Annotated in this window: 17 protein-coding genes; 11 read left to right on the forward strand and 6 right to left on the reverse strand. The window is 70.1% G+C overall.

The window, feature by feature from the left end:
- The first annotated feature begins 128 nt into the window (after positions 1 to 128).
- Positions 129 to 281: a hypothetical protein gene (locus tag ACFWV3_RS14635; RefSeq protein ID WP_382411635.1), complete on the forward strand. Its 153-nt coding sequence runs from the start codon at positions 129 to 131 to the stop codon at positions 279 to 281.
- 139 nt (positions 282 to 420) lie between these two features.
- On the opposite strand, the gene ACFWV3_RS14640 is transcribed toward ACFWV3_RS14635, so the two are convergent.
- Positions 421 to 1,407, reverse strand: coding sequence for a LacI family DNA-binding transcriptional regulator (locus ACFWV3_RS14640; RefSeq protein ID WP_382411816.1), 987 nt, complete (start codon positions 1,405 to 1,407; stop codon positions 421 to 423).
- Positions 1,408 to 2,006: 599 nt separating this feature from the next.
- Here ACFWV3_RS14640 and ACFWV3_RS14645 point away from each other — a divergent pair.
- From ACFWV3_RS14645 to ACFWV3_RS14670, 6 genes are all read left to right on the forward strand, one after another.
- Positions 2,007 to 2,975, forward strand: coding sequence for an ABC transporter substrate-binding protein (locus ACFWV3_RS14645; RefSeq protein ID WP_382411636.1), 969 nt, complete (start codon positions 2,007 to 2,009; stop codon positions 2,973 to 2,975).
- 97 nt (positions 2,976 to 3,072) lie between these two features.
- Complete coding sequence (locus tag ACFWV3_RS14650; RefSeq protein WP_382411638.1) at positions 3,073 to 4,611, forward strand: sugar ABC transporter ATP-binding protein; 1,539 nt, start codon at positions 3,073 to 3,075, stop codon at positions 4,609 to 4,611.
- Positions 4,608 to 5,591: an ABC transporter permease gene (locus ACFWV3_RS14655; RefSeq protein ID WP_382411639.1), complete on the forward strand. Its 984-nt coding sequence runs from the start codon at positions 4,608 to 4,610 to the stop codon at positions 5,589 to 5,591. The genes ACFWV3_RS14650 and ACFWV3_RS14655 overlap by 4 nt, the downstream gene beginning before the upstream one ends.
- Positions 5,588 to 6,550 (forward strand): galactofuranose ABC transporter, permease protein YjfF, encoded by a 963-nt coding sequence (gene yjfF / locus ACFWV3_RS14660; RefSeq protein ID WP_382411640.1) that lies wholly within the window; start codon positions 5,588 to 5,590, stop codon positions 6,548 to 6,550. Before ACFWV3_RS14655 ends, yjfF begins: the two co-directional genes overlap by 4 nt.
- Entirely contained in the window at positions 6,547 to 7,371 is an 825-nt protein-coding gene (locus ACFWV3_RS14665) for an expansin EXLX1 family cellulose-binding protein (protein WP_382411641.1), read from the forward strand. The genes yjfF and ACFWV3_RS14665 overlap by 4 nt, the downstream gene beginning before the upstream one ends.
- 44 nt (positions 7,372 to 7,415) lie before the next feature.
- Positions 7,416 to 7,841, forward strand: coding sequence for a nitroreductase family deazaflavin-dependent oxidoreductase (locus ACFWV3_RS14670; protein ID WP_382411818.1), 426 nt, complete (start codon positions 7,416 to 7,418; stop codon positions 7,839 to 7,841).
- 47 nt (positions 7,842 to 7,888) lie between these two features.
- Here ACFWV3_RS14670 and ACFWV3_RS14675 read toward each other — a convergent pair whose 3' ends face one another.
- Positions 7,889 to 8,989: an SGNH/GDSL hydrolase family protein gene (locus ACFWV3_RS14675; RefSeq protein ID WP_382411642.1), complete on the reverse strand. Its 1,101-nt coding sequence runs from the start codon at positions 8,987 to 8,989 to the stop codon at positions 7,889 to 7,891.
- A gap of 277 nt (positions 8,990 to 9,266) precedes the next feature.
- Here ACFWV3_RS14675 and ACFWV3_RS14680 point away from each other — a divergent pair, with 277 nt between their 5' ends.
- Positions 9,267 to 9,638: a hypothetical protein gene (locus ACFWV3_RS14680; RefSeq protein ID WP_382411643.1), complete on the forward strand. Its 372-nt coding sequence runs from the start codon at positions 9,267 to 9,269 to the stop codon at positions 9,636 to 9,638.
- Between the two features lie 5 nt (positions 9,639 to 9,643).
- Positions 9,644 to 10,126: a roadblock/LC7 domain-containing protein gene (locus ACFWV3_RS14685; protein WP_382411644.1), complete on the forward strand. Its 483-nt coding sequence runs from the start codon at positions 9,644 to 9,646 to the stop codon at positions 10,124 to 10,126.
- A gap of 56 nt (positions 10,127 to 10,182) precedes the next feature.
- On the opposite strand, the gene ACFWV3_RS14690 is transcribed toward ACFWV3_RS14685, so the two are convergent.
- From ACFWV3_RS14690 to ACFWV3_RS14705, 4 genes are read right to left on the reverse strand one after another with little or no spacing between them, the layout of a single operon-like run.
- A complete protein-coding gene (locus ACFWV3_RS14690; protein ID WP_382411646.1) occupies positions 10,183 to 11,178 on the reverse strand; it encodes an endo-1,4-beta-xylanase in 996 nt (331 codons plus the stop codon).
- Positions 11,179 to 11,197: 19 nt separating this feature from the next.
- Positions 11,198 to 12,016, reverse strand: a complete 819-nt coding sequence (locus tag ACFWV3_RS14695; protein ID WP_382411647.1) for a carbohydrate ABC transporter permease — start codon at positions 12,014 to 12,016, stop codon at positions 11,198 to 11,200.
- Between the two features lies 1 nt (position 12,017).
- A complete protein-coding gene (locus ACFWV3_RS14700; protein WP_382411648.1) occupies positions 12,018 to 12,995 on the reverse strand; it encodes a carbohydrate ABC transporter permease in 978 nt (325 codons plus the stop codon).
- The gene (locus ACFWV3_RS14705) at positions 12,992 to 14,266 is read right to left on the reverse strand and encodes an ABC transporter substrate-binding protein (RefSeq protein WP_382411650.1); all 1,275 of its coding nucleotides are present in this window, start codon (positions 14,264 to 14,266) and stop codon (positions 12,992 to 12,994) included. Before ACFWV3_RS14705 ends, ACFWV3_RS14700 begins: the two co-directional genes overlap by 4 nt.
- A gap of 123 nt (positions 14,267 to 14,389) precedes the next feature.
- Between ACFWV3_RS14705 and ACFWV3_RS14710 the strand changes: the two genes are divergently transcribed.
- Together ACFWV3_RS14710 and ACFWV3_RS14715 are read left to right on the forward strand one after the other, a co-directional pair.
- A complete protein-coding gene (locus ACFWV3_RS14710; RefSeq protein WP_382411651.1) occupies positions 14,390 to 15,403 on the forward strand; it encodes a LacI family DNA-binding transcriptional regulator in 1,014 nt (337 codons plus the stop codon).
- A gap of 10 nt (positions 15,404 to 15,413) precedes the next feature.
- Entirely contained in the window at positions 15,414 to 17,711 is a 2,298-nt protein-coding gene (locus ACFWV3_RS14715) for a beta-glucosidase (protein ID WP_382411652.1), read from the forward strand.
- Positions 17,712 to 17,721: the final 10 nt, after the last annotated feature.

The raw sequence follows: 17,721 nt of genomic DNA on the forward strand, positions 1-17,721 counted from the left end.
AAAGCGCGGAGCGGCGATCGGGATGTGGTGGTGGGCGCGGAGTTCGAGGCGCTGGGCGGGTCGGCGGGCGCCGTCGCGGGACGTGGAGTCCGCGCCGCGGGAAGGGTCGGCGGGCGCCGTCGCGCGACGTGGAGTCCGAGCCGCGGGAAGGGCCGCCGGCCGCCGCCGAGGACGCGGAGCTCCAAGCGCTGGACAGGTCGGCGGGCGCCGTCACGAGCCCGGAGGTCGAGACGCGGGACAGGCCACCGGGCGGCGTCGCGAGCACCAAGGTCGAGACATAGGACAAGCCACCGGGCGGCGCCGTGGAGGGGGAGCCCGAGGCAGCGGGTGCGCAGTCCGAGGCGCCGCACGCGCCACCACGTGCCGTCACTGCCGCGCCTCTCACCCGCCGACGACCAATCCGCGTCGCCTCCGAGCCGGCTACCTCGGCGGCGGCGCCACGCTGCCGCGCTTCACCAGCATCGGCTCGACGGCACGGCGTGGCGCCGTCGTTCCGCCGTCGCTGACCTGCTGCAACAACAGGCCGAGCGTCTCCCTGGCCACGGCGGCGAAGTCCGGGCGCACGGTGGTCAGCGGGGGGATGAAGTACGCCGCCTCCGGCACGTCGTCGAAGCCGACCACGCTGAGGTCGTGCGGGACGCGCCTGCCCCGTTCGCTCATCGCCCGCAGCAGGCCGAGGGCGAGGTGGTCGTTCGAGCAGAACACGGCCGTGACCTCGGGCATCCTGGCCAGCATCTGGCCGGCCCGGTAGCCGGCGGCGGCGCTCCAGTCGGCCGTCACGACCGGCGGGACCTCGGCGTGCGCGGCCTCCAGGGCGCGGCGCCAGCCCTCCACGCGACCCGCCGCGTCGAACCAGTCGGCGGGGCCCGACACGTGCCACACGGTCTCGTGGCCGGCCTGGAGCAGGTGCATGGTGGCCTCCCAGGCGCCCGCGGCCTGGTCGACCGTGACGAGCGGGGTCGGGCGGTCCGGGTCGCCGTCGACCGTCACCAGCGGCACACCGGCCGGCACGTCGGCCAGCGCGTCGGCGGCGGAGGACGTCGGGGCGATCACCACGATGCCGGCCACGCGCTGGTCGCGGTGCCGTTCGACGGCGGCGGAGATGGACGCGCGGTCGAGCACCTTCACCCTGCCCACGCTGACCGCGAACCCGGCCTCGGCCGCCGCCTCCTCGAAGGCCGACAGCAGCGACGCGGGGCCGTACAGCGTCGAGTTCTGCGCCACCACGCCGATCAGCTGGGTCTTGCCCGTCACGAGCGCGCGCGCCGCCCGGTTGGGCCGGTAGTCCAGCTCCTTGATGGCCGCCTGCACCCGCAGCCGGGTCTGCTCGCGGACGTTCGGGTGGTTGTTGAGCACACGCGAGACCGTCTGGTGCGACACCCCGGCGAGTCGTGCGACATCGGTCATCGCGGGGTCACGCGAGGTCTTCTCCACTAGCGGTCTCCGATCCTTGATCTGCCGACCTGATGTTAGCGATAACACCAGGTCGGCATCGATGCAGTGCTCATTGTCCACTCATTCGAGACGGAATGTGGAACGTCAGCGCGTCGCGGTCGTCACGTGGCTCCGGACACCACGAAACCTCTGTTCTCCCGCGCGAGACCGACGCGGAGCGCACCAGTGGAGTCGCGGACGGTCCTCGAACGTGGACGGACCTCGCCGCGCGGCCGTCGCCGAAGCGTCCACAAGCGACAGACCTACGACCGGCCGCGGTGCCGCACCTCATCCACGACGTCAGGTGGTCGCGGCACGAGACATCAGTCCCGGCAGCCACCCCCGACACGCGACCGACGAACGACGGACTCGCCACGAAAACGGCGCGCACCAGTGCGTGCAGACGCAGCACGATTTCCCTCCCCCGCTCGGAAGTGAGCGTTAACATAGGACTGCGACTTCGTTACGGGCAAGGCCTTGACGCGGCAGTTGTGAACGTTCACTCTTGGCAGCCTGAAACCGCGGACACGCGGTACTGCTCCGCGACACCGTCGTCACACCGGAGGAATTCAGTGCTGAAGAAGATCACGACAGTCGCCAGCGTGGTCCTGCTGAGCGCGCTCACGGCCTGTGGCTCTGGGGGTGGTGGGGGCACCGGATCATCCGGCGGCGACACCATCACGATGGGCTTCGCCCAGGTCGGCGCGGAGAGCGGCTGGCGCACCGCCAACACGAAGTCGGTCCAGGAGGAGGCGAAGGCCGCCGGGATCGAGCTGAAGTTCTCCGACGCGCAGCAGAAGCAGGAGAACCAGATCAAGGCGATCCGGTCCTACATCCAGCAGAAGGTGTCCGTGATCGCGTTCAGCCCGGTCGTCGAGACCGGCTGGGACACCGTGCTGCTGGAGGCCAAGCGCGCCAACATCCCGGTCATCCTCACCGACCGCTCGATCGACTCGGACGACACCTCGCTGTACAAGACGTTCCTCGGCTCGGACTTCGTCGAGGAGGGCCGCAGGGCAGGCGACTGGCTCGTCGCGAACGTGACCGGTCCGGCGAACGTGGTGGAGCTGCAGGGAACCACCGGCGCCGCGCCCGCGATCGACCGCAAGAAGGGCTTCGAGGAGAAGATCGCCGCCAAGCCGGACATCAAGATCGTCGCGTCGCAGACCGGTGACTTCACGCGGTCGGGCGGCAAGCAGGTGATGGAGGCGTTCCTCAAGTCCCAGCCGAAGATCGACGTCGTCTACGCGCACAACGACGACATGGGCCTGGGCGCGATCGAGGCGATCAAGGCGGCGGGCAAGGTGCCCGGCAAGGACATCAAGATCATCACCGTCGACGCGGTGAAGGACGGCATGACGGCGCTCTCCAACGGAGAGATCAACTTCATCGTCGAGTGCAACCCGTTGCTGGGCAAGCAGTTGATGGAGCTCGCCAAGAAGGTCGTGGCCGGGCAGGACGTGCCGGCGCGGGTCGTGACCGAGGAGGGCACGTTCACCCAGGAGCAGGCCAAGGCCGCGCTCCCGCAGCGCCAGTACTGAGTCCACGCCGCGAGTCCTCACGAGATCCGCGGAGCCCGTCACCCGGCCAGCCGGTGGCGGGCTCCGCGGCCGGCCCCAGCGACGAAAGCCAGAGCCCATGACCGAGTCGCCGCCACCCGTCGTCGAGATGCGGGGCATCAGCCTCGCGTTCCCCGGCGTGAAGGCGTTGCAGGACGTCGACTTCCGGCTGTTCCCCGGTGAGGTGCACGCCCTCATGGGCGAGAACGGCGCCGGGAAGTCCACTCTCATCAAGACGTTGACCGGTGTCCACCGCCCCGACGGCGGCCGGGTGTCGCTGGCGGGCGAGGACGTGGCGTTCTCCTCCCCCGGCGAGGCCCAGCACGCCGGGATCAGCACGGTCTACCAGGAGGTCAACCTCTGCGCGAACCTCACGGTCGCGGAGAACATCCTGCTGGGCCGCGAACCCCGCAGGCTCGGCGGCATCGACTTCCCGGCGATGCGCAGGCGGGCGGCGGAGGTGCTGGCGCGCATCGGTGTGCACATCGACCCGGCGTCGAGCCTCGGCGAGCACCCGATCGCCGTGCAGCAGCTGGTCGCGATCGCCCGTGCCATCGCGGTCGACTGCCGCGTGCTGGTGCTCGACGAACCGACGTCCAGTCTGGACGCCGGCGAGGTCGCCGAGCTGTTCCGGATCATGCGCGTGCTGCGCGACGAGGGTGTCGCGATCCTGTTCGTGTCGCACTTCCTCGACCAGGTCTACGAGATCTCCGACCGGATGACGGTGCTGCGCAACGGAGCGCTGGTCGGTGAGCACCTCACCGCGGAGGTGGACCGGCGGGCGGTGATCTCCCAGATGATCGGCCGCGACCTCGGCGCGCTGGAGGCGATCGAGGACGCGGTGGAGAAGCACCGCGTGGACGGCCCCGTGCTGCTGCAGGCGACCGGGCTCGGCAGGCGCGGTGCGATCGAACCGTTCGACCTGGAGATCCGCGCGGGCGAGGTCGTCGGCCTGGCCGGTCTGCTCGGCTCCGGCCGCACCGAGCTGGCGAGGCTGCTCTTCGGCGCCGACCGCGCCGACTCGGGACGGGTCCTCGTGGACGGCAAGCCGCTGCGGCTGCGCGGCCCGCGCTCGGCGATCACGGCGGGCATCGCGTTCAGCTCGGAGGACCGCAAGGGCGAGGGCCTGGTCGCGGACCTCTCGATCCGCGACAACCTGGTGCTCGCGATGCAGGCCGCCCGCGGCTGGACCCGCCCGCTGCCGCGCAGGACGAAGGACCAGCTGGTCGAGAAGTACGTGAAGGCGCTGGACATCCGCCCCGCCAACCCGGACGCGCTGGTGCGCACCCTGTCCGGCGGCAACCAGCAGAAGGTGCTGCTGGCGCGCTGGCTCGTCACCGAGCCGCGGCTGCTGATCCTGGACGAGCCGACGCGCGGCATCGACATCGGCGCCAAGGCCCAGATCCAGCAGCTCGTCACGACGCTGGCGGCCGAGGGCACCGCCGTGCTGTTCATCTCGGCGGAGCTCGAGGAGGTCGTGCGGATCGCCGACCGGATCGTGGTGCTGCGCGACCGGCGCAAGATCGCGGAGCTGGACGGGTCGGCGACCGGCGTGGACGAGGTGGTCGAGCTCATCGCGGGCGGGGCCGCACCGGAACCGGAGAAGGTGGTGTCGTGAAGAACCGGCTCGTCTGGCCGCTCGTGGCCCTGGCGGCGCTCCTGCTGCTCAACTTGGTCTTCACCCCGTCGTTCTTCAGCCTGCGCATGCAGGACGGCCACCTGTACGGCGGCCTGGTCGACGTCCTGAAGAACGGCGCGCCGACCCTGCTGATCGCGCTCGGCATGACCCTGGTGATCGCGACCAGGGGCATCGATCTCTCCGTCGGCGCGGTGGCCGCCATCGCCGGCGCCGTCACGTGTGTCCACATCGGAACGTCCGGGGACGCGGGAACGGCGTTCGCCGGCATGGCGATCGCGCTCGTGCTCTGCGCGGTTCTGGGGCTCTGGAACGGGTTCCTCGTCGCGGCGCTCGGCATCCAGCCGATCATCGCGACGCTCGTGCTGATGACCGCGGGGCGCGGCATCGCGATGCTGGTGACCGAGGGCCAGATCGTCACGGTCAACAACACGGCCTACCGGCAGGTCGGCGCCGGGTTCGTGATCCTGCCGACGTCGATCCTGATCAGCCTGCTGGTGCTGGGGATCGTGGCGTTCGTGACGCGCAGGACCGCGCTCGGAATGCTGATCGAGGCGGTCGGCGTGAACCCGGAGGCGTCGCGGCTGGCCGGGGTGCGCAGCCGCACGATCATCTGGACGGTCTACGTGTTCGCCGCGGTGTGCGCGGGCATCGCCGGGTTGATGATCAGCTCGAACGTCAGCGCGGCCGACGCCAACAACGCCGGGCTGTGGATCGAGATGGACGCGATCCTCGCGGTCGTCATCGGCGGCACGTCGCTCGCCGGCGGCCGCTACTCGCTCACCGGCACGTTGCTGGGCGCGCTGATCATCCAGACCCTCACGACCACCATCTACACGATCGGCGTCGCCCCGGAGGTGACGCTGGTCTTCAAGGCCGTCGTCGTCATCGCCGTCTGCCTGGTGCAGGCGCCGAAGGCCCGTGCGGCACTGAGCTTCCGGAAGGTGGCGGTCTCGTCATGACCACTCTCGCCCAACGGGTGCCGTCGCGGTTCCTGCCCGTCATCGCGACCGTCGTGCTGTTCGTCCTCGCCTTCGGGGTGGGTTCGGCGCGGTACGACGGCTTCGCGTCCGGTCAGGTGGTCGCGAACCTGTTCATCGACAACGCCTTCCTCATCGTGCTCGCCGCCGGCATGACGTTCGTGATCCTCAGCGGGGGCATCGACCTGTCCGTCGGCTCGGTCGTCGCACTGTCCACGATGGTCACCGCGGCCGGTCTGCGCGCGGGCTGGCCGGTGCCGCTGGTCGTGCTCGCGGTGCTGCTGATCGGGTCGACGCTCGGGCTGCTGATGGGGATCGTGATCCACCGGTTCGACATCCAGCCGTTCATCGTCACGCTGGCCGGCATGTTCCTCGCGCGCGGCCTGTGCTTCCTGATCAGCATCGAGTCGGTGTCGATCAAGAACAGCACCTTCCGCGACGTCGCCACCGCCACGATCGAACTGCCCGGCGGCGTCACGATCACCTACAACGTCGTGATCGCGGTGCTGGTCGTCGTGGCCGCGATGTACGTCCTGCACCGCACCCGCTTCGGCCGCACGGTCTACGCGGTCGGCGGCAGCGAGTCGTCCGCGCTGCTGATGGGACTGCCGACCGCGCGCACCAAGATCGGCGTGTACGTGATCAGCGGGTTCTGCTCGGCGCTGGCCGGTCTGCTGTTCAGCCTCTACATGCTGTCCGGCTACGGCCTGCACGCCGTGGGCATGGAGCTCGACGCCATCGCGGCCGTCGTGATCGGCGGGACCCTGCTGGCGGGCGGCGTCGGGTACGTGCTCGGCGGTGTCGTCGGCGTCCTGGTGCTCGGCACGATCCAGACGCTGATCTCGTTCCAGGGCACGCTCAGCTCGTGGTGGACGAAAATCGTCATCGGTGTCCTGCTGCTGGTGTTCATCGCCGTGCAGCGGACTATGGTTCGGCGGTGAGACGCACCGGACCACTCCTGTTCGTCCTGGTCACGCTCGCGGCGGTCCTCGGTGTGGTGGTGCTGCGCGACCAGCCGGGCGTCGCGGGCGCACCCGTGGCCGCCGCCGGGGTGAGCGCCGCGCCCACCACCACGACCACCGTCGCACCGGCGACCACCACGACCACCACGGCGACGACGACAACGACGACGACCACTCGGCAGACGCCGTCGCTCGCCGGCCGGATCAGGCCCGGCGAGGAGCGGACCGGGATCGCGACGTTCTACGACTCCGACGGCGGCGGCGCCTGCATGTACGACCCCGGTCCCGATCCGCTGACCACCGCGATCAACGCGACCGACTACGGAGGTTCCGCGGCGTGCGGCGCGTTCCTGCTGGTCAAGGCCAGCGGCAAGAGCATCACCGTGCGCGTCACCAACCTCTGCCCGGAGTGCCGCCCCGGCCAGCTCGACCTGAGCGCCGAGGCGTTCGCCCAGCTCGCGGCGCCGGTGCAGGGTGAGATCCCGGTCAGCTGGACGCTGGTGAGCCCGCCGACGTCGAAGAAGGTCGCGATCCGCCACAAGTCCGGCTCCAGCCAGTACTGGTGCGGCATCCAGGTGCTCGACCACCGCAACCCCGTGGCACGGCTGGAGGTCCGGGCCGGCGGGCAGTGGCGGCAGCTGAACCGCGCCGACTACAACTACTTCCTCTCCGAGAACGGCGCCGGCTGCGGTGGCGCCGTCGCGGTCACCGACGTCTACGGCGAACGCCTCGAGGTCGCCGCCCTGCCGGTGCGGCCCGACGCCGTCCAGACCACGAACGTGCAGTTCGCGGCGCACTGACCTGCGAGGGAATGAGACCTGGCGGAGAATCGTTGATCGTGAACATGGCAGACGTGAAGCTCAGCCCCACCGAGTGGGTGCGCGACCAGACCGCGAAGATCCTGGAGACCGGGACCACCGAGGGCATCCTGGTGACCGGCCGTCCCATCGTGCTGCTGACGGTGCGCGGTGCCAAGAGCGGCCAGCTCCGCTACACCCCGGTGATGCGCGTCGAACACGACGGCAGCTACGCGGTCGTGGCGTCCAAGGGCGGTGCTCCGGAGCATCCGACCTGGTATCACAACATCGTCGCCCACCCGGAGATCCGCCTCCAGGACGGCACGGAGACGAAGGACTACGTCGCCCGTGAGGTCGACGGCGACGAGCGGGCGCAGTGGTGGGAACGCGCCGTCGCGGCGTTCCCGAACTACGCCGAGTACCAGGAGAAGACGGACCGGCTGATCCCGCTGTTCGTGCTCGACCCGAAGTGACCCAGAAGGCGTGATCCGGCAGGCATGACCCGGCGGGGCTGTCCTGCTCACCACCGCAGGGACAGCCCCGACAGGTAGGCACCGAGCTTGTCCGCGATCAGCCGGTGGTCGCGGGCGGAGAAGTGCCAGTCGCAGCCCTGCCGGTCGAGCGCGGGGTCGTCGTAGTTCCACAGGTGGACACCGGCGTCGCCCCGGTCGTGCACGACCTGCGCGGCGGCGTCGGCGAACGTGCCCGTGCTCTCCGGAACGCTCACGACGATCGCCGTACCGGTGCCGTAGCGTTCCCTCAGCTTGTCGAGAAACCCCTGGTAGGCGGCCTTGTACTCGGTCACCAGGCTCTCCGGCGTCCACGGTTCGCCCGGCTCGGGCGCGGTGGAGAAGTCGTTGGTGCCCAGGCCGACCACGACGACCTGCGGCCGCCAGGTGCCGGGGTTCTGCCACACGTCGCCGTCCACGTTCAGCAACGCCCGGTCGTAGAAGGTCCGGTAGCTCGTGCCCGCGGCGTTGCCGTCGTAGTTGCGCACCATGCCGAGGCCGGAGAACCCGTTGACCTGGTAGTCGGCGTTCACCGCGCGGGCGGTCAGCGCACCGAAGCTCAGGTCGGTGTTGGTGTTGCGGGTGACGCCGCCGGTCGAGGAGCAGTCGCGGCCGGACGACATGTTGCCGTAGCCCGCCGTCAGCGAGTCGCCGATGAACTCGACCTGCCGGGTGCGCGGCGCGGGTGCGGGGAGCACCTCGCCGCCCTCCGCCGCGACGAACCCGCCGAATTCCCCCGCGGACTGCGGGCTCTCGGTCCGCTTGACCAGGCGGACGCTGTGCTCGCCGTCGCTCAGGCCGCTGACCTGGTGCGCCACCCGGCCCGGGGCCACCAGGGTCGCGGTGGTGGTGCCGTCGACCTGCACGTCGTAGTCGTTGACCGCGTCGTTCAGGACGATCCCGACACCGGTACCGCGGAAGCGGCCCTCGAAGTAGACGCCCGGCCAGCTGTACCGCCCGGTGGCGGTGACCCGGCCCGCGGTGTGCGCCGTCGCGGCGGTGGTGATGACCTGTGACGTCCGCGGCCTCGCCGGCTGTGCCGGAGCCGCGCACGCCGTGACGATCGTGAGAGCGGTTGCAGCGAGAACGGCCGTCTGCCTGGTCCTGCGCACCGGTCCTCCTCGCTCCACAGTGGACGTACAGGTGGGTCCGCCGGACTTCCCCTCGACCGTAGCGAAAATCGAGGGTCGCTCACAGTCCGATCGGCACGCACGACGTTCGGTCCTAAACGGACTCATTCGGCCCCCACGTTGCTCCAAACGGCAGTTACACGAATGCTCTCGCGACGTAGGGTGATCAGGTCACGCGGCCCTGCCAGCGGATTTCGGGGGAGTTCGCACCTGATCGTCGCCGTGTGTAACAGGACGCGCACGAGGAGAAAGTCGTCGAATGAACATCGAAACGGCGTTGAAAGAAGCAATGAACATCAGCGGCGCGGTGGGTGCCGCGCTCGTCGACTACGACAGCGGCATGTCGCTGGGCTCGATCGGCGGCGGCGACTGGCTGAACCTGGAGGTGGCGGCGGCCGGCAACACCGAGGTCGTGCGGTCCAAGCAGCGGGTGATCCAGGCCCTCAAGCTCAACGACGAGATCGAGGACATCCTCATCACGCTGCACCGCCAGTACCACCTGATCCGCCTGCTCAAGGGCCAGCGGGGCGACTCGATGCTGTTCCTGTACCTCGTGCTGGACCGGGAGCGGGCCAACCTGGCCCTCGCCCGGCACAACCTGCGCGCGATCGAATCAGACCTGACGGTGTGAACGACATGTCCACCGAGGCAGCGCACAACCACGGCGCGCTGCCCATGCGCAGACGCAGGGCGGCCACGCCGGAAGCCGCACACACGACGAACCAGCCGATCGGGCAGGGCGCGGTCGCGAAGCTGATGACGGAGGCGTTGCGGGACATCCACGGCGACATCGACTCCGTCGCGATCAACGGGGTGTTGATCGCGACGAGGGACGGGCTGGTGCTGACCGGGGTCACCCGCGGCATCCAGGACGACGGTGTCGCGGCGATGTCCGCGGCGGCCGCGGGGCTCGCCGGGCAGTTCACGGCGCAGGCCGGGGTCGGCAACCCGCGGGCGGTGTTCTTCGAGGGCGACTCGGGGCAGGTCGGCGTGTTCGCCGTCGACCCCGACACGTTGCTGGTGGTGCTCGGGACCCGCGACACCACCATGGGGATGTTCAACGTGGTGGCGAAGCAGGCGCTGGCCCTGCTGCAGCACGCGGTCGCCACCCGCCGATGACGCCAGGGGTGACCGGGAGTGCCGCAAACTCCCGGTCACCCGCCTCCCCCTCGGGCTCAGGAGGAGAGCCGCCGGTAAGCCGGTTTGGGTTTCAGGTTCTCGTCGAACAGGCACGCCGCGCCCTCACCGGGGAACACGTCGGGCACCCACGAGTGCCGGTCGGTGAAGCCCCACGTGGTGAACTCGACGCACCGCTTCACGGCGTGGCAGGCGTCCCAGACCTGCCCGAAGTAGTCCGCCTGCGCGGCGAGCTTCTCCGGCGTGACGGGCAGCGGGATCCGCACGTCCGCCTCGGTGATCGCGACGTCCACACCGAGCGCGGCGAACCGCGCGATGTTCTCGCGGACGCCCGCCGGGAACCCGTACATCAGCGACAGGTGCGCCTGGATGCCCACGCCGTGGATCGGCACGCCCTGGCGCTTCAACGACTTCACGAGCTCGTACGTCGCGTCGCTCTTGGGGTTGAGGCCCTCGACGTTGTAGTCGTTGATGTACAGCTTGGCCTTCGGGTCGGCGGCGTGCGCCCAGCGGAACGCGTCGGCGATGTAGCCGTCGCCGAGCTTGGTCTGGAACACGGTCTGCCGCCGCGTGCCGTCCTCGTTGAACGCCTCGTTGACGACGTCCCACGCGCGGATCTTCCCGCGGAACCGGCCGGCCTCCTCGGTGATGTGCTTGCGGACGACCGACCGGAGCTCCGGGGCCTCCAGCCCGCCCACCCAGTCGGGCAGCTGGCTGTGCCACACCAGCGTGTGGCCGCGGATCGACTTGCCGGTCTTCTTGGCGTAGCTCACGATCGCGTCCGCGCCGGACCAGTCGTACTGGCCGCGGACGGCCTCGACCGTGCCCCACTTCATCTCGTTCTCGGGCGTGACGCTGTCGAACTCACGCGTCAGCACTTTCTTGTAGTCCGCCTCGGCGGCCAGGTGCTGGGCAGCCACCGCACTGCCCACCCACCGGTTCGTGTGGTGCTTCAACGGTCCCGCGGCTGACGCGGGCACCGCCTGCGTCAGCACCAGCACCACCGCGGCACCAACGGCTAATCGGGTTCGCACGGAGTCACTCCTTTGTGAGTCAGCCCTTCACCGATCCGGTGAGGCCTCCGACCATGCGGCGTTCGGCGAGCACGAAGAACGTGAGCGCGGGGATCATCGACAGCGCGGTGAAGGCGAGCACCTTCGCGGTGTCCTGGGTGTGCTCCGACTGGAACATCGCCACGCCGAGCGGCAGCGTGAAGTTCGTGGAGTCGTTGAACACGAGCAGCGGCAGCAGGAAGAAGTTCCAGCTGGTGACGAACGCCAGCACCGACACCGTGATGAGCGCGGGCCGCGACAGCGGCAGCAGGATCCTCCAGAAGAAGCCGAGCTTCGCGGCGCCGTCGAGCAGGGCGGCGTCCTCGAGCTCACCGGGGATCGCGTTCATGAACGGCCGCAGGATCACGATCGTCACCGGCAGCGAGAACGCCGCCTCCGGGATCGCGACGCCGAGCGGGTTCTCCAGCAGGCCGAGCTGGCGCAGCCACAGGTACAGCGGCAGCGACGCGACGCCCAGCGGGAACAGCAGGCCGAGCGTGAACAGGGTGTACAGCCCTTCCCTGCCCCGGAACGCGTAGCGGGACAACGCGAACGCCGCCATCGAGCCGAGCCCGACGGCCAGCGTCGTCGCGATGACCGCGATCAGCGCGCTGTTGCCGAGCAGCCGCCAGAACTGCGGCGAGGTGGCGACCTCGACGTAGTTGTCGAAGATGAACGGCCCCGGCAGCCCGGCGGGTGACGAGTTGATCTGCGCCGTGGTGCGGAACCCGCCCAGCACGACGAACAGCAGCGGCACCACGGTCACGCCGATGACGGCGACCGCGGCCACGTATCCGGTGATGTTGTTGCGGCGCAACACCTCAGCGCACCCCCGACGTCACGGCGCCCTCGGTGTCCCTGCGCAGGGCGAACCGCTGGTAGAACAACGCGAACACGAAGCAGATGATGAACAGGATCACGGCGACCGCGCTGCCGAAGCCGAACTCGTAGCGCTTGAAGCCGTGGTCGGTCAGGTAGACCGCCATGGTCGTGGACGCGTTGGCGGGACCGCCGAGCGTCATGATCCAGACGAGGTCGAACAGCTGCAGCGACCCGATCACCGACAGGAAGATCCACACGCGGATCGTCGGTCCCAGCAACGGGAGCACGACGTGCCGGGTGGTCTGCCAGGCGCTCGCGCCGTCGAGGGCCGCGGCCTCCCGCAGCTCGGCCGGCACGCCCTGCAGGCCGGCCAGCAGCAGGATCACGCCGAACCCGATGTACTTCCACGTGATCACGAGGAACAGCGTGTAGAGCACCATCGACTGGTCGGCGAGCCACAGCTGCACCAGGCCGCCGAGTCCCACCGCGCGCAGGAGCTCGTCGACGAACCCGCCCGGCTGCAGCATGAGCAGCCAGATCACGGCGGTCACGGCCTCGGACAGCACGTACGGCGCGAACACGACCATGCGCAGGAAGGTCCGGCCGCGCAGCTTCCGGTTGAGCAGCATCGCCAGACCGATGCTCAGCGGCAGCTGCACGACGATGGACAGCACCGCGATGATCAGGTTGTGCCCGACGGCGCTCTGGAAGACGTCGCCGGAGAGGGCGTCGAGGTAGTTCCCGAGGCCCACGAAGTCCGTGAGAGGGCCGAAGCCGCTCCACGAGTAGAGGCTGTAGTACCCGGCGACCCCGATCGGGATCATGACGAACCCGACGAACAGCACCAGTGCCGGGGTCAGCAGCAGGGCGAGCTCGAGGCGGGTGCGGAGCCGGGACCGCCGCCGGGTGCCCCCGGCCGCTGGCGCGTGCGGCACGGGGGCGGTCGGCGGCCGCGTGGTGATCGCGGCACTCATCATTTGTTCCCGGCGGCTGCTTCGCTCACCGATTTCACGATGGTGTCGGGTCCGCCCTGACCCGCGAAGAAGTTCGCGATGGTGTCGTTCAGGGCTTGGCCGACCTTGGTCGGGAACGCGGTGTCGAAGTAGAGCTGCAGGTGCGACGCCTTGCTCACGGTGTCGGCGATCATCTTGTGGTTCTCGCTCTTCAGCGCGGCCACACCCGCGGGGGTCACCGGCAGACCGGAGTTGGTCTCGGCGAGGATCTTCTGCACGTCGTCGCTCACGATGTGACCGAGGAACTCCGCGCACGCCTGAGCCGCGCGGGTGGTGCAGGAGAACCCGTCACCGCCGCCGACCAGCACGCTCGGGTCGCCCTGTCCGCCCGGCACGGTCGGGAACGGGAACCAGCCGATCTTGGAGGCGAGCTCCTTGTCCTCGGTCAGCGCCTGCATCACGTCCGGGTTCCAGTCGCCCTGCAGCTCCATGGCGGCCTTGCCGTTCGCGAGCATGCCGGCCGAGCTGCCCGCGCCCTGCTGGGCGGGCGTCCCGACGAAGCCCTCCTGGAACGGCTTGGTGTCCAGGAACGCCTTGAGGTTCTCCCCCGCCTTGAGGAAGCACGGGTCGGTCAGCTCGGTCTTCTCGACGGCCTTCTTCAGCGTGTCGACCGAGCACTGGCGCACGGCGAAGTAGGCCCAGTAGAACGCATCGGGCCAGCGGTCCTTGCCGCCGATGGCGATCGGCACGGTGCCCGCGGTCTTCAGCTTCGCGACGGCCGCGTTGAGCTCGTCCAGCGTCTTCGGCGGCGTGACTCCGGCCGCGGTGAAGAGGTCCTTGCGGTACCAGAACCCGACCGCGTGGACGAGGTACGGCGCGCCGTACTGCTTGCCGTTGACCTTCCAGCCGTCGGCGTTCTTGCCGAGCGGGCCGATCCAGCTCGACGACGCCTGGGTGATGTCGGCGACCTTGCCGGACTTCAGCTGGTCGGCGAGTGCTCCGCCACCCCACTGCTGGTAGAGGTCCGGCGGGGTGCTGCCCTGCAGGGCCAGCGGCACCTTGGTCTGGAACTGCTCGTTCTGGATCGGTTCGATCGTGAACGAGGTGTTCGGGTGGGTCTTGTGGAAGTCGTCGGCGATCTGCTGCCACTTCGACTTCATCGGTTCGGTGGTGCGGTTGTGCCACCAGGTGAGCGTGACGGGTCCTTCGGCGGAGGCGTCGGAGCCTCCACCACTGCACCCGGCCAGCAACAACGCCGCGGCGGCGATGAGAGCAAGGGGCTTCTTGGAACGCATGAGGGGTCCACTCCTGACGACGTCGGCCGAGTTGGACTGCGTGTGTTGGGGCAAGAGACTCCCGCCTCGGCACGCCTCGTGTCAATCGTTGTCGATAACGTTTTACACGGCTAGCCTGAGCCGGTGCCTCCTCGCCAACGCGTCACCATCCGAGACGTCGCCGCCCAAGCCGGCGTCTCGGTGGCCACCGTGTCCAAGGTCCTCAACCAGCGGTACGGCGTCTCAGCGGACACGTTCGCGCGGGTCACGGCCGTGATCAAGGAACTGGGCTACGAGGCGAGCCTCGTGGCGCAGAGCCTGCGCAACCACCGCACCAACGTCATCGGGATCCTCGTCGCCGACATCGAGCCGTTCAGCACCGAACTGCTCAAGGGCGCGGCGGACGCCATCCGCGGCACCGGGTTCGAGCTCGTCGTCTACTCGGCGGGCGGACGGACGGGTGACCCGCAGGGCTGGGAGCACCGGTACCTGACGCGGCTGAGCGGCACGCTCGTCGACGGAGCCGTGCTGGTCACGCCCGCCGTCGACCTCGAAGGCATCCCCGGCACGCCCGTGGTCGCGGTCGACCCGCACACCGGCCGCGCGGCGCTGCCCACCGTCGACTCCGACAACCTGCACGGCGGCCGGCTCGCGACCGAGCACCTCCTCGCGCTCGGCCACCGCAGGATCGCGATGCTCACCGGTCGCGAGGACCTGAAGTCCGCCCAGCAGCGCGAGACCGGCTACCGGGGGGCCCTCGCCAGCGCGGGCGTCGCGGTGGACGAGAACCTGGTCCGCCGCGGTGACTACGACGCCGAGGTCGCCGCCGCGTCGGCGCGCGCCCTGCTGAGCGGTCCCGACCGGCCCACCGCTGTCTTCGCCGCCAACGACACCACCGCCATCGCGGCCATGGGTGCCGCCCGCGAGCTCGGCCTGCGGGTGCCGGAGGACCTGTCGGTGGTCGGTTTCGACAACATCCCCGAGTCCGCGCTCGCCACGCCGTCGCTCACGACGGTGGAGCAACCGATCCGCGAGATGGGCCACCGCGCTCTCGAACTGCTGGTGCGGCTCATCAACGGCGACGAGCCCGCCGACACCCACATCACCCTCGGCACCGAGCTGGTCGTCCGGCACTCGACCCGCCCCCTGACTCCGTGAGGTCGTTCCTGTGACAACCGAAGCCACCACGCCGGACGAGCTCTGGCGCAACCCCCACGCACCCGTGGCCGACCGCGTGCGCGACCTCGTCGCCCGCATGACGCCGCAGGAGAAGGTCGCCCAGCTGCAGGGCATCTGGGTGGGCATCGACGCCGTCGGGGAGATGGCACCGCACCAGCACGAGTTCGCCGTGACACCGCAGGACTTCGACGAGCTGACCAGGAACGGCATCGGTCAGCTCACCCGCGTCTTCGGCACCCGGCCGATCGCGCCCGAGGTGGGTGCGCGCACCCTCGCCCGCACCCAGCGGCAGGTCATCGAGTCGAGCCGGTTCGGGATCCCGGCCGTGGTGCACGAGGAGTGCCTCACCGGCCTGGCCGCGTGGCAGGCGACGGTCTACCCGTCACCGCTGTGCTGGGGCGCCACGTTCGAGCCGGACCTGGTGCGGCGGATGGCCGCCAAGTTCGGCGAGTCGATGCGCCGCCTCGGCATCCACCAGGGCCTGGCCCCCGTCCTCGACGTCGCACGCGACCTGCGCTGGGGCCGGGTCGAGGAGACCATCGGCGAGGACCCGCACCTCGTCGCCACCATCGCTTCCGCCTACGTCGCCGGCCTGGAGTCGGCGGGGATCGTGTCGACGCTCAAGCACTTCGCGGGCTACTCGGCCTCCCGCGCCGGGCGCAACCACGCGCCGGTGTCGATCGGGCCGCGCGAGTTCGCCGACGTGATCCTGCCGCCGTTCGAAATGGCGCTGCGAGCGGGCGCCCGTTCGGTGATGAACTCCTACGCTGACAACGATGGCGTGCCCGCCGCGTCGGACCGGTCGCTGTTCACCGACCGGCTCCGCGACCTCTACGGGTTCACCGGAACCGTCGTCTCCGACTACTTCTCCGTGGCGTTCCTGCACAAGCTGCACGGGGTCGCCGGCGACCGCGAGGACGCGGCGGCGCTCGCGCTGACCGCGGGCATCGACGTCGAGCTGCCCACGGTGGACTGCTTCGGCGACCCGCTGCTCGAGGGCCTGCAGGCCGGCCGCGTCGACATGGCGCTGGTCGACCTGGCGCTGACCCGCGTGCTGACGCAGAAGATCGAGATCGGGCTGCTCGACCCGGACTACTCCCCCGCCGCCGACCCGAACGTCGACCTGGACGACCCCGAGTCGCGCGCGCTCGCCCGCGAGGTGGCCGAGCGCTCGGTCGTGCTGCTGCAGAACGACGGCGTGCTGCCGTTGTCCCGCAAGCGACTCGCCGTCGTCGGCCCGCGCGCCGACGAGGCCGGCGCGATGATGGGCTGCTACTCGTTCCCGCTGCACGTCGGCGTGCACCACCCGGACGCCGAGATGGGCATCGACGTCCCCACCGTGCTGGACGCGTTGCGCGAGGACCACGACGTGGTGTTCGCCCGCGGCTGTCCCGTGCTCGGCGGCACCGACGAGGAGATCGCCGAGGCCGTCGAGGCCGCGCGGCAGGCCGAGGTCTGCGTCGTGGTGCTCGGCGACCAGGCCGGTCTGTTCGGCAGGGGCACGTCCGGCGAGGGCTGCGACGCCACGGACCTGACCCTGCCGGGACGCCAGGAGGAGCTGCTGGAGGCGGTGCTCGGCACCGGCATGCCGGTGGTGCTCGTGCTGCTGTCGGGCCGTCCCTACGACCTGTCGCGGCAGGCCGATCGGCTCGCGGCGGTCGTGTGCGGGTTCTACCCCGGCCAGGAGGGCGCGGCGGCGCTCGCGGACGTCCTCAGCGGCAGGGTGAACCCGTCCGGGCGGCTCCCGGTGAGCTTCCCCGGCCCCGGTTCCAGCCAGCCCTCGACGTACCTGAGCGCCCAGCTGGGCAGGCGCAGCGAGGTCAGCAACGTGGACCCGACGCCGCTGTACCCGTTCGGCCACGGTCTGTCCTACGCGCCGGCGACCTGGATGACGGTGGGCAGCGAGGAACGCGAGTGGCCGACCGACGGCGTCTGCAAGGTGCACGCGGTGCTGCGCAACGAGCTGGAGGTGGCGACCACCGAGGTGGTGCAGATCTACCTGCACGACCCGGTGGCGGAGGTCGCGCGGCCCGTCCGGCAGCTGATCGGCGCGGTGAAGGTGGACCTGGAGCCGGGGCAGACCCGCACGGTGACCGCCGAGCTGCACGCGGATCTCACCTCGTACACGGGGCGCGCCGGTCGCCGGCAGGTCGACACCGGTGACGTCGAGTTGCACGTCGGTACGTCCAGCGCGAACATTCATACAGCGCTGCGGCTGACGCTGGCCGGCGAAAAGCGCGAGGTCGGGTTCGACCGCGTGATGTCGGCGGTGTTCGACGCGCGGTAGCGGCCTTCGC

Source organism: Lentzea sp. NPDC059081, from assembly GCF_042738015.1.
GTDB lineage: Bacteria > Actinomycetota > Actinomycetes > Mycobacteriales > Pseudonocardiaceae > Lentzea.